The 13,105-nt window shown below is 65.5% G+C and carries 23 protein-coding genes; all 23 read left to right on the top strand.

Going from position 1 to position 13,105, the window contains the following annotated elements; genetic code table 11:
• Positions 1 to 5: 5 nt before the first annotated feature.
• The 23 genes from rplP (at position 6) to truA (ending at position 13,100) form a co-directional block, all read left to right on the top strand.
• Positions 6 to 425 (top strand): 50S ribosomal protein L16, encoded by a 420-nt coding sequence (gene rplP / locus ACZ3IC_RS13220; RefSeq protein ID WP_072485538.1) that lies wholly within the window; start codon positions 6 to 8, stop codon positions 423 to 425.
• Entirely contained in the window at positions 425 to 649 is a 225-nt protein-coding gene (rpmC, locus tag ACZ3IC_RS13215; protein WP_014047786.1) for a 50S ribosomal protein L29, read from the top strand. The genes rplP and rpmC overlap by 1 nt, the downstream gene beginning before the upstream one ends.
• The gene (rpsQ, locus tag ACZ3IC_RS13210; RefSeq protein ID WP_030977953.1) at positions 649 to 933 is read left to right on the top strand and encodes a 30S ribosomal protein S17; all 285 of its coding nucleotides are present in this window, start codon (positions 649 to 651) and stop codon (positions 931 to 933) included. The genes rpmC and rpsQ overlap by 1 nt, the downstream gene beginning before the upstream one ends.
• A 107-nt stretch (positions 934 to 1,040) precedes the next feature.
• Positions 1,041 to 1,409: a 50S ribosomal protein L14 gene (gene rplN, locus ACZ3IC_RS13205; RefSeq protein ID WP_003966950.1), complete on the top strand. Its 369-nt coding sequence runs from the start codon at positions 1,041 to 1,043 to the stop codon at positions 1,407 to 1,409.
• Positions 1,410 to 1,411: 2 nt separating this feature from the next.
• The gene (gene rplX / locus ACZ3IC_RS13200) at positions 1,412 to 1,735 is read left to right on the top strand and encodes a 50S ribosomal protein L24 (RefSeq protein ID WP_467415602.1); all 324 of its coding nucleotides are present in this window, start codon (positions 1,412 to 1,414) and stop codon (positions 1,733 to 1,735) included.
• Complete coding sequence (gene rplE / locus ACZ3IC_RS13195) at positions 1,735 to 2,292, top strand: 50S ribosomal protein L5 (protein WP_189544134.1); 558 nt, start codon at positions 1,735 to 1,737, stop codon at positions 2,290 to 2,292. The genes rplX and rplE overlap by 1 nt, the downstream gene beginning before the upstream one ends.
• Before the next feature lie 2 nt (positions 2,293 to 2,294).
• A complete protein-coding gene (locus tag ACZ3IC_RS13190) occupies positions 2,295 to 2,480 on the top strand; it encodes a type Z 30S ribosomal protein S14 (protein WP_003948630.1) in 186 nt (61 codons plus the stop codon).
• A 224-nt stretch (positions 2,481 to 2,704) separates the two neighbouring features.
• Positions 2,705 to 3,103, top strand: coding sequence for a 30S ribosomal protein S8 (rpsH, locus tag ACZ3IC_RS13185; RefSeq protein WP_037688013.1), 399 nt, complete (start codon positions 2,705 to 2,707; stop codon positions 3,101 to 3,103).
• Between the two features lie 21 nt (positions 3,104 to 3,124).
• The gene (gene rplF / locus ACZ3IC_RS13180; protein ID WP_467415598.1) at positions 3,125 to 3,664 is read left to right on the top strand and encodes a 50S ribosomal protein L6; all 540 of its coding nucleotides are present in this window, start codon (positions 3,125 to 3,127) and stop codon (positions 3,662 to 3,664) included.
• Positions 3,665 to 3,666: 2 nt separating this feature from the next.
• The gene (rplR, locus tag ACZ3IC_RS13175) at positions 3,667 to 4,050 is read left to right on the top strand and encodes a 50S ribosomal protein L18 (protein WP_467415596.1); all 384 of its coding nucleotides are present in this window, start codon (positions 3,667 to 3,669) and stop codon (positions 4,048 to 4,050) included.
• Positions 4,051 to 4,097: 47 nt separating this feature from the next.
• Positions 4,098 to 4,703, top strand: coding sequence for a 30S ribosomal protein S5 (gene rpsE / locus ACZ3IC_RS13170; RefSeq protein ID WP_030914151.1), 606 nt, complete (start codon positions 4,098 to 4,100; stop codon positions 4,701 to 4,703).
• Positions 4,703 to 4,885, top strand: coding sequence for a 50S ribosomal protein L30 (rpmD, locus tag ACZ3IC_RS13165; RefSeq protein WP_030914154.1), 183 nt, complete (start codon positions 4,703 to 4,705; stop codon positions 4,883 to 4,885). Before rpsE ends, rpmD begins: the two co-directional genes overlap by 1 nt.
• Position 4,886: 1 nt before the next feature.
• A complete protein-coding gene (rplO, locus tag ACZ3IC_RS13160; RefSeq protein WP_018550610.1) occupies positions 4,887 to 5,342 on the top strand; it encodes a 50S ribosomal protein L15 in 456 nt (151 codons plus the stop codon).
• A 215-nt stretch (positions 5,343 to 5,557) separates the two neighbouring features.
• Positions 5,558 to 6,877, top strand: a complete 1,320-nt coding sequence (secY, locus tag ACZ3IC_RS13155) for a preprotein translocase subunit SecY (protein ID WP_467415592.1) — start codon at positions 5,558 to 5,560, stop codon at positions 6,875 to 6,877.
• Positions 6,877 to 7,533, top strand: coding sequence for an adenylate kinase (locus ACZ3IC_RS13150; RefSeq protein ID WP_467415590.1), 657 nt, complete (start codon positions 6,877 to 6,879; stop codon positions 7,531 to 7,533). The genes secY and ACZ3IC_RS13150 overlap by 1 nt, the downstream gene beginning before the upstream one ends.
• A gap of 123 nt (positions 7,534 to 7,656) precedes the next feature.
• Entirely contained in the window at positions 7,657 to 8,493 is an 837-nt protein-coding gene (gene map / locus ACZ3IC_RS13145; protein ID WP_467415588.1) for a type I methionyl aminopeptidase, read from the top strand.
• 257 nt (positions 8,494 to 8,750) lie between these two features.
• Entirely contained in the window at positions 8,751 to 8,972 is a 222-nt protein-coding gene (infA, locus tag ACZ3IC_RS13140) for a translation initiation factor IF-1 (RefSeq protein WP_003956442.1), read from the top strand.
• Positions 8,973 to 9,032: 60 nt separating this feature from the next.
• A complete protein-coding gene (gene rpmJ, locus ACZ3IC_RS13135) occupies positions 9,033 to 9,146 on the top strand; it encodes a 50S ribosomal protein L36 (RefSeq protein WP_003956441.1) in 114 nt (37 codons plus the stop codon).
• Positions 9,147 to 9,340: 194 nt separating this feature from the next.
• A complete protein-coding gene (gene rpsM / locus ACZ3IC_RS13130; RefSeq protein ID WP_018519286.1) occupies positions 9,341 to 9,721 on the top strand; it encodes a 30S ribosomal protein S13 in 381 nt (126 codons plus the stop codon).
• A 105-nt stretch (positions 9,722 to 9,826) separates the two neighbouring features.
• Positions 9,827 to 10,231, top strand: a complete 405-nt coding sequence (gene rpsK / locus ACZ3IC_RS13125) for a 30S ribosomal protein S11 (protein ID WP_003956432.1) — start codon at positions 9,827 to 9,829, stop codon at positions 10,229 to 10,231.
• Between the two features lie 192 nt (positions 10,232 to 10,423).
• Positions 10,424 to 11,446, top strand: coding sequence for a DNA-directed RNA polymerase subunit alpha (locus ACZ3IC_RS13120; RefSeq protein ID WP_003966937.1), 1,023 nt, complete (start codon positions 10,424 to 10,426; stop codon positions 11,444 to 11,446).
• 189 nt (positions 11,447 to 11,635) lie between these two features.
• A complete protein-coding gene (gene rplQ / locus ACZ3IC_RS13115; protein ID WP_467415585.1) occupies positions 11,636 to 12,148 on the top strand; it encodes a 50S ribosomal protein L17 in 513 nt (170 codons plus the stop codon).
• Between the two features lie 97 nt (positions 12,149 to 12,245).
• Entirely contained in the window at positions 12,246 to 13,100 is an 855-nt protein-coding gene (gene truA / locus ACZ3IC_RS13110) for a tRNA pseudouridine(38-40) synthase TruA (protein WP_467415583.1), read from the top strand.
• The last annotated feature ends 5 nt before the right edge of the window (positions 13,101 to 13,105 follow it).

The raw sequence follows: 13,105 nt of genomic DNA, 5'->3' as shown, positions 1-13,105 counted from the left end.
CCGAAATGCTGATCCCCCGTAGGGTCAAGCACCGCAAGCAGCACCACCCGAAGCGCAGCGGTATGTCCAAGGGTGGCACGCAGGTTGCGTTCGGCGAGTACGGCATCCAGGCGCTGACCCCGGCGTACGTGACGAACCGCCAGATCGAGGCAGCTCGTATCGCGATGACCCGCCACATCAAGCGTGGCGGCAAGGTCTGGATCAACATCTACCCGGACCGTCCCCTGACGAAGAAGCCGGCCGAGACCCGCATGGGTTCCGGTAAGGGTTCTCCCGAGTGGTGGATCGCGAACGTCAAGCCGGGTCGGGTGATGTTCGAGCTGTCCTACCCGAACGAGAAGATTGCTCGTGAGGCGCTTACCCGCGCTGCTCACAAGCTTCCGATGAAGTGCCGCATCGTTCGGCGCGAGGCAGGTGAGGCGTGATGTCGGCCGGAACCAAGGCGTCCGAGCTGCGCGAGCTGGGCAACGAGGAGCTGCTCAACAAGCTCCGCGAGGCCAAGGAAGAGCTGTTCAACCTCCGCTTCCAGGCGGCGACTGGGCAGCTCGAGAACCACGGTCGGCTCAAGTCCGTCCGTAAGGACATCGCCCGGATCTACACCCTGATGCGCGAGCGCGAGCTGGGCATCGAGACGGTGGAGAGCGTCTGATGAGCGAGAAGACTGTGACTGAGACCAACACCGACCGCGGTTTCCGCAAGACCCGTGAGGGTCTGGTCGTCAGCGACAAGATGGACAAGACCGTCGTCGTCGCTGTCGAGGACCGTGTCAAGCACGCGCTGTACGGCAAGGTCATCCGCCGTACGAACAAGCTCAAGGCGCACGACGAGCAGAACGCCGCAGGCGTCGGCGACCGCGTCCTCCTGATGGAGACCCGGCCGCTGTCCGCCACGAAGCGGTGGCGCGTCGTCGAGATCCTCGAGAAGGCCAAGTAATTCCTGAGGGGCATTCCCCTCAGGCAGGTTCCGCCAGGCTCGGTGGGGGTCCGCTCCGGTAACGGAGTGGCCCCCGCCGGGAACCGGCAGACGATCAGGAGATAGACGTGATCCAGCAGGAGTCGCGACTTCGCGTCGCCGACAACACGGGTGCGAAGGAAATCCTCACCATCCGTGTTCTCGGTGGTTCGGGTCGCCGCTACGCGGGCATCGGTGACGTCATCGTCGCCACCGTCAAGGACGCGATCCCCGGTGGCAACGTGAAGAAGGGTGACGTCGTCAAGGCCGTCATCGTTCGCACCGTCAAGGAGCGTCGTCGTCAGGATGGCTCGTACATCCGCTTCGACGAGAACGCCGCCGTCATTCTGAAGAACGACGGCGACCCCCGCGGCACCCGTATCTTCGGCCCGGTGGGCCGTGAGCTGCGCGAGAAGAAGTTCATGAAGATCATCTCGCTCGCGCCGGAGGTGCTGTAAGCATGAAGATCAAGAAGGGCGACCTGGTTCAGGTCATCACCGGTAAGGACAAGGGCAAGCAGGGCAAGGTCATCGTGGCCTACCCCGCTCAGGACCGCGTCCTCGTCGAGGGTGTCAACCGGGTCAAGAAGCACACCAAGGCCGGTCAGACCGCTCGCGGTTCGCAGACCGGTGGCATCGTCACGACCGAGGCCCCCATCCACGTGAGCAACGTTCAGCTCGTCGTGGAGAAGGACGGCACCAAGGTCGTCACGCGCGTCGGTTACCGCTTCGACGACGAAGGCAACAAGATCCGCGTTGCCAAGCGGACGGGTGAGGACATCTGATGGCTACCACCACCACTCCGCGTCTGAAGACGAAGTACCGCGAGGAAATCGCCGGCAAGCTGCGTGAGGAGTTCTCGTACGAGAACGTCATGCAGATTCCCGGCCTGGTCAAGATCGTGGTCAACATGGGTGTGGGCGACGCCGCCCGCGACTCCAAGCTGATCGACGGCGCCGTGCGCGACCTCACCACGATCACCGGCCAGAAGCCGGCTGTCACCAAGGCCCGCAAGTCCATCGCGCAGTTCAAGCTGCGTGAGGGTCAGCCGATCGGCTGCCACGTCACCCTTCGTGGTGACCGGATGTGGGAGTTCCTGGACCGTACGCTGTCGCTCGCGCTGCCGCGTATCCGTGACTTCCGTGGCCTGTCGCCGAAGCAGTTCGACGGCCGTGGCAACTACACCTTCGGTCTCACGGAGCAGGTCATGTTCCACGAGATCGACCAGGACAAGATCGACCGGGTCCGGGGCATGGACATCACCGTGGTCACCACGGCGACCAACGACGACGAGGGTCGTGCCCTCCTTCGTCACCTCGGCTTCCCGTTCAAGGAGAACTGACCGTGGCGAAGAAGGCTCTGATCGCTAAGGCCGCCCGTAAGCCGAAGTTCGGCGTTCGCGGGTACACCCGCTGCCAGCGCTGCGGCCGGCCCCACTCCGTCTACCGCAAGTTCGGCCTGTGCCGCGTGTGCCTTCGTGAGATGGCTCACCGTGGCGAGCTGCCGGGCGTGACCAAGAGCTCCTGGTAATTCTTCTTCGCCCTTTGGGCGTTGGGAATTGACGGAAGCTCTCGGTAAGCATCTGGTCGGCAGGAGCCCGCCCTCGCATGCCGTAGGCTTGCGGGGTTGGGCGCCTGCCGCCCAAGACCGACTTACTACGCCGTAGGTCCCCGCACCGCACCCGTCCCGCCTCTGAGTGGGGAGAGGGATGGCGCATACAGGAAACCCCGGCGAGAGAGGCCGAAGGCCAATTCATGACCATGACTGATCCCATCGCAGACATGCTCACGCGTCTGCGTAACGCGAACTCGGCGTACCACGACTCCGTCGTGATGCCGCACAGCAAGATCAAGTCGCACATCGCGGAGATCCTCCAGCAGGAGGGCTTCATCACCGGCTGGAAGGTCGAGGACGCCGAGGTCGGCAAGAACCTCGTCCTCGAGCTGAAGTTCGGCCCGAACCGCGAGCGCTCGATCGCCGGCATCAAGCGAATCTCGAAGCCGGGTCTGCGTGTATACGCAAAGTCCACCAACCTGCCGAAGGTCCTCGGCGGCCTGGGCGTGGCGATCATCTCCACGTCCCACGGTCTCCTGACCGGCCAGCAGGCCAGCAAGAAGGGCGTAGGTGGGGAAGTCCTCGCCTACGTCTGGTAGTCGGGAACGGAGGAATAGCTCATGTCGCGAATCGGCAAGCTCCCCATCCAGGTTCCCGCCGGTGTGGACGTCACCATCGATGGCCGCACGGTCGCGGTGAAGGGCCCCAAGGGCACCCTCACGCACACCGTCGCGTCGCCGATCGAGGTCACCAAGGGTGAGGACGGCTTCCTCAGCGTCACCCGCCCGAACGACGAGCGTCAGAACAAGGCCCTTCACGGCCTGTCCCGCACGCTGGTGGCGAACATGATCACCGGTGTGACCCAGGGATACACCAAGGCGCTCGAGATCAGTGGTGTCGGTTACCGCGTCCAGGCGAAGGGCTCCAACCTGGAGTTCGCCCTGGGCTACAGCCACCCGATCCTGATCGAGGCCCCGGAGGGCGTCACCTTCAAGGTGGAGTCCCCCACGAAGTTCTCCGTCGAGGGCATCGACAAGCAGAAGGTCGGCGAGACCGCGGCCAAGATCCGCAAGCTGCGGAAGCCTGACCCGTACAAGGCCAAGGGCATCAAGTACGCCGGCGAGGTCATCCGCCGCAAGGTCGGAAAGGCTGGTAAGTAGCCATGGCATACGGCGTGAAGATCGCCAAGGGCGACGCCTACAAGCGTGCCGCCCTCAAGCGTCGTCACATCCGCATCCGCAAGCACATCTCCGGTTCGCCGGAGCGTCCGCGCTTGGTCGTGACGCGGTCCAACCGCCACATGGTCGCTCAGGTCATCGACGACATCGCGGGCCACACGCTCGCGTCGGCGTCGACCCTGGACGCTTCCATCCGTGGTGGCGAGGGCGACAAGAGCACCCAGGCCAAGCAGGTCGGCGCCCTGGTCGCTGAGCGTGCCAAGGCCGCAGGCGTCGAGGCCGTCGTGTTTGACCGCGGTGGTAACCAGTACGCCGGGCGGATTGCCGCTCTGGCTGACGCCGCCCGTGAAGCCGGGCTGAAGTTCTAAGCCCCGGTTCCTACGCACAGCGGACGTAACAGAGAGAGGTAAATCCAATGGCTGGACCCCAGCGCCGCGGAAGCGGTGCCGGTGGCGGCGAGCGGCGGGACCGGAAGGGCCGTGACGGCGGCGCAGCCGCCGCCGAGAAGACCGCGTACGTTGAGCGCGTTGTCGCGATCAACCGCGTCGCCAAGGTTGTGAAGGGTGGTCGTCGCTTCAGCTTCACCGCGCTGGTCGTGGTGGGCGATGGTGACGGCACCGTCGGTGTCGGTTACGGCAAGGCCAAGGAAGTTCCCGCGGCCATCGCCAAGGGCGTGGAAGAAGCCAAGAAGAACTTCTTCAAGGTTCCGCGTATCCAGGGCACCATTCCTCACCCGATCCAGGGCGAGAAGGCTGCGGGCGTCGTCCTGCTGAAGCCTGCTTCCCCCGGTACCGGTGTTATCGCCGGTGGCCCGGTGCGCGCCGTTCTGGAGTGCGCCGGCGTTCACGACATCCTGTCGAAGTCGCTGGGCTCCGACAACGCGATCAACATCGTGCACGCGACCGTGGCGGCCCTCAAGGGCCTGCAGCGTCCCGAGGAGATCGCGGCTCGCCGTGGTCTGCCCCTCGAGGACGTCGCCCCCGCGGCTCTGCTTCGTGCACGTGCGGGAGCGGGTGCGTAATGGCTCGCCTCAAGATCACGCAGACGAAGTCGTACATCGGCAGCAAGCAGAACCACCGCGACACCCTGCGTTCGCTCGGGCTCAAGCGCCTGAACGACGTGGTTGTCAAGGAGGACCGTCCCGAGTTCCGCGGCATGGCTCACACCGTCCGCCACCTCGTGACGGTTGAGGAGGTCGACTGACATGGCGGAGAACAAGCCGCTGAAGGCCCATGACCTCCGGCCCGCCCCGGGCGCCAAGACCGCCAAGACCCGTGTGGGTCGTGGTGAGGCGTCCAAGGGTAAGACCGCCGGTCGTGGCACCAAGGGCACCAAGGCCCGTTACCAGGTTCCGGAGCGCTTCGAGGGTGGGCAGATGCCCCTCCACATGCGTCTCCCGAAGCTCAAGGGCTTCAAGAACCCGTTCCGCACCGAGTACCAGGTCGTGAACCTGGACAAGCTCGCGACGCTCTACCCCGAGGGTGGAGAGGTCACCGTGGCCGACCTGGTCGCCAAGGGTGCGGTGCGCAACAACCACCTCGTCAAGGTCCTCGGACAGGGCGAGATCTCCGTGGCGCTGCAGGTTTCGGTTGACGCCGTTTCCGGCTCCGCCAAGGAGAAGATTGCCGCCGCCGGCGGCACCGTCACCGAGCTCGTCTGAGACAACTCGATGGCCTGAACACCCGACCGGGGATGCCTCTCATATGGGGCATCCCCGGTTGGTCGTTCCTAGGGGGGCATGGTCGCCGGTAAGGTGGCGTGCGTTGTTGTGTGGTACCCCCCTGGGCGCCTGCCCGGGGACCTTTGACTGTTTCGTATTTGTCGATCCTCAAGACCGTCACCTCTACGCATTGCGCGGGGGTCGCAGGAGGCACCGTGCTCACCGCGTTCGCCCGGGCGTTCAAGACGCCCGACCTGCGCAAGAAGCTGCTCTTCACGCTCGGCATCATCGTGCTCTACCGGCTCGGGGCACACGTCCCTGTACCGGGAGTGAGCTACGAGAACGTCCAGACCTGTGTTGATCAGGCCAGCAAGGGCAACAACAGCCTCTTCGGCCTGGTCAACATGTTCAGCGGTGGTGCACTGCTGCAGATCACGATCTTCGCGCTCGGCATCATGCCGTACATCACGGCCAGCATCATTCTTCAGCTGCTGACCGTGGTGATTCCCCGACTCGAGGCGCTCAAGAAGGAGGGGCAGTCCGGCCAGGCCAAGATCACGCAGTACACGCGTTATCTGACCGTCGCGCTCGCCATCCTCCAGGGCACCGGCCTGGTGGCCACCGCCACCAGTGGCGCGCTGTTCAGCGGCTGCCCGGTCGCCGACCAGATCGTGCCGGACCAGTCGATCTTCACGACCGTCGTCATGGTGATCACGATGACCGCGGGCACCGCGGCCGTCATGTGGCTCGGTGAGCTCATCACCGACCGCGGCATCGGCAACGGCATGTCGATCCTGATGTTCATCTCGATCGCCGCCAGCTTCCCCGGCTCCCTGTGGGCCATCAAGACCAGCGGCAAGCTGGCCGACGGCTGGATCGAGTTCGGCACCGTCATCCTGATCGGCTTCGTGATGGTGGCCCTCGTCGTCTTCGTCGAGCAGGCCCAGCGCCGTATCCCGGTGCAGTACGCGAAGCGCATGATCGGCCGCAGGTCGTACGGCGGTACGTCGACCTACATTCCGCTGAAGGTGAATCAGGCGGGTGTGATTCCCGTCATCTTCGCTTCTTCGCTGCTCTACATCCCCGCCCTGATCGTCCAGTTCTCCAACTCCACTGCGGCCTGGGCGACCTGGATCACGGACCACTTCGTCACGGGCGACCACCCGTACTACATCACGGCGTACTTCCTGTTGATCGTCTTCTTCGCCTTCTTCTATGTGGCGATTTCGTTCAACCCCGAGGAAGTCGCCGACAACATGAAGAAGTATGGTGGCTTCATCCCGGGTATCCGGGCTGGTCGACCTACTGCCGAGTACCTGAGCTACGTGCTCAACAGGATCACTTGGCCGGGCTCGCTGTACCTGGGTCTGATCGCTCTGGTGCCGACGATGGCGTTGGCAGGCTTCGGTGGCGCCAACCAGAACTTCCCGTTCGGCGGGACGAGCATCCTCATCATCGTGGGTGTGGGTCTGGAGACCGTGAAGCAGATCGAGAGTCAGCTCCAGCAGCGCAATTACGAAGGGTTCCTCCGCTGATGCGAATCGTCCTCGTCGGGCCGCCCGGTGCCGGCAAGGGAACGCAGGCTGCGTACCTTGCCAAGAACCTGTCGATTCCGCAGATCTCCACGGGCGATCTCTTCCGCGCCAACATCAGTCAGGGCACCGACCTTGGCAAGCGGGCCCGCGCCTACATGGACGCAGGCCAGTTGGTGCCGGACGAGGTCACCATCGGGATGGCCAAGGACCGCATGTCGCAGCCGGACGCCGAGAACGGCTTCCTGCTGGACGGCTTCCCACGCAATGTGGGTCAGGCCGAGGCCCTTGACGCCATGCTCAAGGACGAGGGCACCAAGCTGGACGCGGTCCTGGACCTGGAGGTCCCCGAGGACGAGGTGGTCAAGCGCATCGCCGGCCGCCGGATCTGCCGGAACGACGGCTCGCACGTCTTCCATGTGACGTACAACCCGCCGGAGACCGAGGGCGTCTGCGACACCTGCGGCGGCGAGCTGTTCCAGCGCGATGATGACACCGAGGACACGGTTCGTACCCGGCTGGAGGTCTACCACACGCAGACCGAGCCGATCATCGACTACTACAGGGCCCAGAACCTGGTGGTCACCATCTCCGCGCTCGGCAAGGTCACCGATGTGACCGAGCGGGCGATGGAGGCTCTCAAGTCCGACCAGGGCTGAGGGAAACACTCGCAGTACCGGTGCAGTCGGCCGCGGCGTCCATGGGCGCCGCGGCCGACTGCTTGCGCCGTATCGTTGAGTACGCCGTACCCGTCACCGTTCGATGCAGAGAGGCGCCGCGCAATGGTGCAGATCAAGACCCCCGAGCAGATCGCGAAGATGCGTGAGGCGGGGCTGGTGGTCGCCGCCATCCACGCGGCCACCCGTGAGGCGGCGGTGCCCGGCGCCACCACGCTGGACCTGGACCAGGTTGCCCGCAAAGTGATCGCCGACCACGGCGCGAAGTCCAACTTCCTCGGATACGGCGGGTTCCCCGCGACCATCTGCACCTCGGTCAACGAGGTCGTCGTCCATGGCATCCCGGACGACAAGACCGTCCTCAAGGACGGCGACATCATCTCCATCGATGCCGGCGCGATCGTCGACGGCTGGCACGGCGACGCCGCTTACACGGCCTTCGTCGGCACCGGTCACGCTCCGGAGCTGATCGAGCTCTCCCGGGTGACCGAGGAGTCCATGTGGGCCGGTATCGCCGCGATGAAGGTGAACAACCGCCTCGTCGACGTCTCGAAGGCGATCGAGTCCTACATCCGCCGCCAGCCCCGCCCCGCCACCGGCAAGTACGGGATCATCGAGGACTACGGCGGCCACGGCATCGGCACCGAGATGCACATGGACCCGCACCTGCTGAACTACGTCGCCCGTAAGCGCGGCAAGGGCATCAAGCTCGTGCCCGGCGTCTGCCTGGCCATCGAGCCGATGGTCTCGCTCGGTACGGCGCAGACCGAGGTGCTCCGGGACGACTGGACCGTCATCACGACGGACGGCACCTGGTCCTCCCACTGGGAGCACTCGATCGCCCTCACCGAGCAGGGCCCCCTGGTCCTGACCGCCCCCGACTGCGGCAGGGCGAAGCTGGCACAGTACGGCATCGAGGCGGCACCGGACCCGCTGGGCTGATCACCCGCGAGGCGGCACCGGACCCGCTGGGCTGATCACCCGCGAGGCGGCACCCGACCCGCTGGGCTGAGTCGGTGCGGGTTGATTTGACCCGCTTGTGGAGGTCTAAGGATCTCCCCGAGTGGGCAAACTTGACGGATTCGTCTTTTGGGGTCTGCTGGCGTAGACTGACGCGTCGGCTCTCGTGCATCCGTGTGTCCACATGTCCACATGTGATGCCGAAAGTCGATCAAGGTAGCCGATTCGAAAGGCGAAGCGTGGCCAAGAAGCAAGGTGCCATCGAAATTGAGGGCACCGTGATCGAGTCCCTCCCGAACGCCATGTTCAAGGTGGAACTCCAGAACGGTCACAAGGTCCTCGCGCACATCAGCGGCAAGATGCGGATGCACTACATCCGAATCCTTCCGGATGACCGGGTCGTCGTGGAGCTCTCTCCGTACGACCTGACGCGTGGCCGGATCGTCTACCGCTACAAGTAGATCTTGCCCGCACCCCGCTTCGGCGCGGTGATGGCACTGACCCGGAGAACCTGACATCCCATGAAGGTCAAGCCGAGCGTCAAGAAGATCTGCGACAAGTGCAAGGTGATCCGCCGTCACGGTCGGGTCATGGTCATCTGCGACAACCTGCGCCACAAGCAGCGCCAGGGCTGACGCACGACCCCCTGCATCTCGCAGCACTTCGCGCGACGCACGTAAAACGTACATACGCAGAGTCCGTCCAAGCTTCGGCTGACGACACCTCCGGCGGGGGCCGGGGACCCGGGCGTACCACCTCTCGTCACGAGAGGTCGGCGATCGGGAGTGGCACTGTGGAAGACCCCCGAAATAACAACTGGAGCCATTGAATGGCACGCGTTTCAGGTGTTGACATCCCGCGCGAAAAGCGCGTGGAGGTTGCCCTCACCTACGTCTTCGGTATCGGGCGTACCCGGTCCAAGGAGATTCTCGCCACCACTGGCGTGAACCCGAACACCCGCGTTCGCGACCTGGCCGAAGAGGACCTGGTCAAGATCCGCGAGTACGTGGACGCCAACCTCCGCACCGAGGGTGACCTCCGTCGCGAGATCCAGGCCGACATCCGCCGCAAGGTCGAGATCGGCTGCTACCAGGGCCTGCGTCACCGCCGCGGCCTGCCGGTCCACGGCCAGCGCACCAGCACGAACGCTCGTACCCGCAAGGGCCCGCGTCGCGCGATCGCCGGCAAGAAGAAGCCGGGCAAGAAGTAGTCCTCAGCGGACGCACTGCGGTCGTCCGGGCCCCCGGTCATCCGCAGAAACCAGCGGTCTTCGCTGTAGGACCGATCACCTCCCCTCTCCATCTGGAGTCAAGACATGCCCCCCAAGGGACGTCAGGGCGCAGCCAAGAAGGTGCGTCGCAAGGAAAAGAAGAACGTCGCTCACGGCCACGCGCACATCAAGAGCACGTTCAACAACACGATCGTCTCGATCACGGACCCCTCGGGCAACGTGATCTCCTGGGCCTCCGCCGGCCACGTCGGCTTCAAGGGCTCGCGCAAGTCCACCCCCTTCGCCGCGCAGATGGCCGCCGAGTCGGCCGCCCGCCGCGCGCAGGAGCACGGCATGCGCAAGGTTGACGTCTTCGTCAAGGGTCCGGGCTCCGGCCGCGAGACCGCGATCCGTTCGCTCCAGGCCACGGGCCTGGAGGTCGGTTCGATCCAGGACGTCACCCCCACCCCGCACAACGGATGCCGGCCGCCCAAGCGTCGCCGCGTCTGATTCCGTCTCGTGCACTCCCTGCCCGAGCGCCAGGTGATCGACACCCAGGTGCAGAGCAGCTGATTGTCGAGCTCTACTCCAAGTAGTAGCTCGTGGGTCCGGGCGGTACGGCTCTTTCGGGTCGTGCCGCCCGTACCCTTGTCAGTATCTGGGGCGTCAAATAGTGGGCGCCCACGACTGAAGGAACACAACATGCTTATCGCTCAGCGTCCGTCGCTGACCGAAGAGGTCGTTGACGAGTTCCGCTCCCGGTTCGTCATCGAGCCGCTGGAGCCGGGCTTCGGCTACACCCTCGGCAACTCTCTCCGTCGCACGCTCCTCTCCTCGATCCCCGGCGCTGCTGTCACCAGCATCCGGATCGACGGTGTCCTGCACGAGTTCACCACCGTGCCGGGCGTCAAGGAGGACGTCACCGACCTCATCCTCAACATCAAGCAGCTGGTCGTCTCCTCGGAGCACGACGAGCCGGTCGTGATGTACCTGCGCAAGCAGGGCCCCGGCCTGGTCACCGCTGCTGACATCGCCCCGCCGGCCGGTGTCGAGGTCCACAACCCGGACCTGGTCCTGGCCACGCTGAACGGCAAGGGCAAGCTGGAGATGGAGCTGACCGTCGAGCGCGGTCGCGGCTACGTCTCCGCCGTCCAGAACAAGCAGGTGGGCCAGGAGATCGGCCGTATCCCGGTCGACTCCATCTACTCGCCGGTGCTCAAGGTCACGTACAAGGTCGAGGCGACCCGTGTCGAGCAGCGCACCGACTTCGACAAGCTGATCGTCGACGTCGAGACCAAGCAGGCCATGCGTCCGCGTGACGCCATGGCGTCGGCCGGTAAGACCCTGGTCGAGCTGTTCGGTCTGGCGCGCGAGCTCAACATCGACGCCGAGGGCATCGACATGGGCCCGTCCCCGACGGACGCCGCGCTCGCCGCCGATCTGGCGCTGCCGATCGAGGAGCTCGAGCTCACGGTCCGTTCGTACAACTGCCTCAAGCGTGAGGGCATCCACTCCGTGGGTGAGCTCGTGGCTCGTTCCGAGGCCGACCTGCTCGACATCCGCAACTTCGGTGCGAAGTCGATCGACGAGGTCAAGGCGAAGCTGGCCGGTATGGGCCTGGCGCTCAAGGACAGCCCGCCCGGATTCGACCCGACGGCCGCGGCGGACGCCTTTGGCGCCGACGACGACGCGGATGCCGGTTTCGTGGAGACCGAGCAGTACTGATTCGCCTCCGGCTGGGGTGCCCGGGTTCTCCGGGTGCCCCGGGTCGGGGTGAGGCTTTGTCCTCGAACGCCGGCGGGCTTGATTTCGATCGATGGCCCGGTCGGCTCTTGATCTTCCGTGTGGCGTCCGCTGCACGGGAACTGACACCGGTACCTGATACGGCCGGTGCAGCACACAAGGAGAAAAACCATGCCGAAGCCCGCCAAGGGTGCCCGTCTGGGCGGCAGCGCTGCGCACGAGAAGCTTCTTCTCATCAACCTTGCGAAGTCGCTGTTCGAGCACGGCCGCATCACCACGACCGAGGCCAAGGCCCGCCGCCTGCGTCCGGTCGCCGAGCGCTTCATCACCAAGGCGAAGAAGGGCGACATTCACAACCGTCGCCTGGTGCTGCAGTCGATCACGGACAAGAGCATCGTGCACACGCTCTTCACCGAGATCGCCCCGCGGTACGAGAACCGCCCCGGTGGTTACACCCGCATCACCAAGATCGGCAACCGTCGTGGCGACAACGCCCCGATGGCCGTCATCGAGCTGGTCGAGGCGCTGACCGTGGCCCAGCAGGCCACCGGTGAGGCCGAGGCCGCGACCAAGCGTGCGGTCAAGGAAGACGCCCTCAAGAAGGACGAGGCCCCGGCCGAGTCCGCCGAGGTCGTTGAGGACGCCAAGCCGGCCGAGGCCGAGGCGGAGTCCAAGGACGCCTGAGCGTTCTGAGACCACTGGGCGGGCCCGCATCACCCTTCGGGGCGGTGCGGGCCCGTTCCGTATGTACCTGCATGTACCTGCAGAAAAGGACCCTTGGGTGAGTGACGAAGTAGAGCCCGGCTTCGTACGGGTGCGATTGGACCTGGCGTACGACGGCAAGGACTTCTCCGGCTGGGCCAAGCAGACCGGCAGGCGGACCGTCCAGGGGGAGATCGAGGACGCGCTGCGGACCGTGACGCGGTCCTCGCGGACGTACGACCTGACCGTCGCCGGGCGCACGGACGCTGGGGTGCACGCCCGGGGTCAGGTCGCCCATGTCGATCTGCCGGACGAGGTGTGGGCCGAGCACGCGGACAAGCTGCTGCGGCGGATGGCCGGACGCATGGCGCCCGACGTACGGATCTGGCGGATCGCTCAGGCGCCGGCCGGGTTCAACGCGCGGTTCTCGGCGCTGTGGCGTCGATACGCGTACCGCGTCTGCGATCGTTCCGGTGGGGTGGATCCGCTGTTGCGCGGTCATGTGCTGTGGCACGACCGGCCGTTGGACGGCGACGCCATGAACGAGGCGGCGGCCCGGATGGTCGGGGAGCACGACTTCGCCGCGTACTGCAGGAAACGCGAGGGTGCGACGACCATCCGTACGCTGCAGAAGCTGAGTTGGGTACGGGACGAGGTGTCCGGGATCCTGACGGCCACCGTGCAGGCCGACGCGTTCTGCCACAACATGGTGCGGGCGCTGATCGGCGCGGCGCTGTTCGTCGGGGACGGGCGCCGTCCGGCCGAGTGGCCCGCACGGGTGTTGGCGGCACGGGTGCGGGATCCCGGAGTGCACGTGGTGCGTCCCCACGGTCTGACGCTGGAGGAAGTGGCCTACCCGGCCGACGAATTGCTGGCCGCCCGTTCCAGGGAGGCGCGCAATGTGCGCACGCTCCCCGGAGGCGGCTGCTGCTGAGAGAT

The sequence above is a fragment of the Streptomyces sp. NPDC002958 genome (assembly GCF_055563255.1).
This window is presented reverse-complemented; position numbering and strand designations above follow the sequence as displayed.

Bases quoted from the DNA above. Each gene is read 5' to 3' on its own strand.
- rplP (WP_072485538.1), top strand. From the start codon at position 6: ATGCTGATCCCCCGTAGGGTCAAGCACCGCAAGCAGCACCACCCGAAG.
- rpmC (WP_014047786.1), top strand. From the start codon at position 425: ATGTCGGCCGGAACCAAGGCGTCCGAGCTGCGCGAGCTGGGCAACGAG.
- rpsQ (WP_030977953.1), top strand. From the start codon at position 649: ATGAGCGAGAAGACTGTGACTGAGACCAACACCGACCGCGGTTTCCGC.
- rplX (WP_467415602.1), top strand. From the start codon at position 1,412: ATGAAGATCAAGAAGGGCGACCTGGTTCAGGTCATCACCGGTAAGGAC.
- rplE (WP_189544134.1), top strand. From the start codon at position 1,735: ATGGCTACCACCACCACTCCGCGTCTGAAGACGAAGTACCGCGAGGAA.
- rpsH (WP_037688013.1), top strand. From the start codon at position 2,705: ATGACCATGACTGATCCCATCGCAGACATGCTCACGCGTCTGCGTAAC.
- rplF (WP_467415598.1), top strand. From the start codon at position 3,125: ATGTCGCGAATCGGCAAGCTCCCCATCCAGGTTCCCGCCGGTGTGGAC.
- rplR (WP_467415596.1), top strand. From the start codon at position 3,667: ATGGCATACGGCGTGAAGATCGCCAAGGGCGACGCCTACAAGCGTGCC.
- rpsE (WP_030914151.1), top strand. From the start codon at position 4,098: ATGGCTGGACCCCAGCGCCGCGGAAGCGGTGCCGGTGGCGGCGAGCGG.
- rpmD (WP_030914154.1), top strand. From the start codon at position 4,703: ATGGCTCGCCTCAAGATCACGCAGACGAAGTCGTACATCGGCAGCAAG.
- rplO (WP_018550610.1), top strand. From the start codon at position 4,887: ATGGCGGAGAACAAGCCGCTGAAGGCCCATGACCTCCGGCCCGCCCCG.
- ACZ3IC_RS13150 (WP_467415590.1), top strand. From the start codon at position 6,877: ATGCGAATCGTCCTCGTCGGGCCGCCCGGTGCCGGCAAGGGAACGCAG.
- map (WP_467415588.1), top strand. From the start codon at position 7,657: ATGGTGCAGATCAAGACCCCCGAGCAGATCGCGAAGATGCGTGAGGCG.
- rpmJ (WP_003956441.1), top strand. From the start codon at position 9,033: ATGAAGGTCAAGCCGAGCGTCAAGAAGATCTGCGACAAGTGCAAGGTG.
- rpsM (WP_018519286.1), top strand. From the start codon at position 9,341: ATGGCACGCGTTTCAGGTGTTGACATCCCGCGCGAAAAGCGCGTGGAG.
- rpsK (WP_003956432.1), top strand. From the start codon at position 9,827: ATGCCCCCCAAGGGACGTCAGGGCGCAGCCAAGAAGGTGCGTCGCAAG.
- ACZ3IC_RS13120 (WP_003966937.1), top strand. From the start codon at position 10,424: ATGCTTATCGCTCAGCGTCCGTCGCTGACCGAAGAGGTCGTTGACGAG.
- rplQ (WP_467415585.1), top strand. From the start codon at position 11,636: ATGCCGAAGCCCGCCAAGGGTGCCCGTCTGGGCGGCAGCGCTGCGCAC.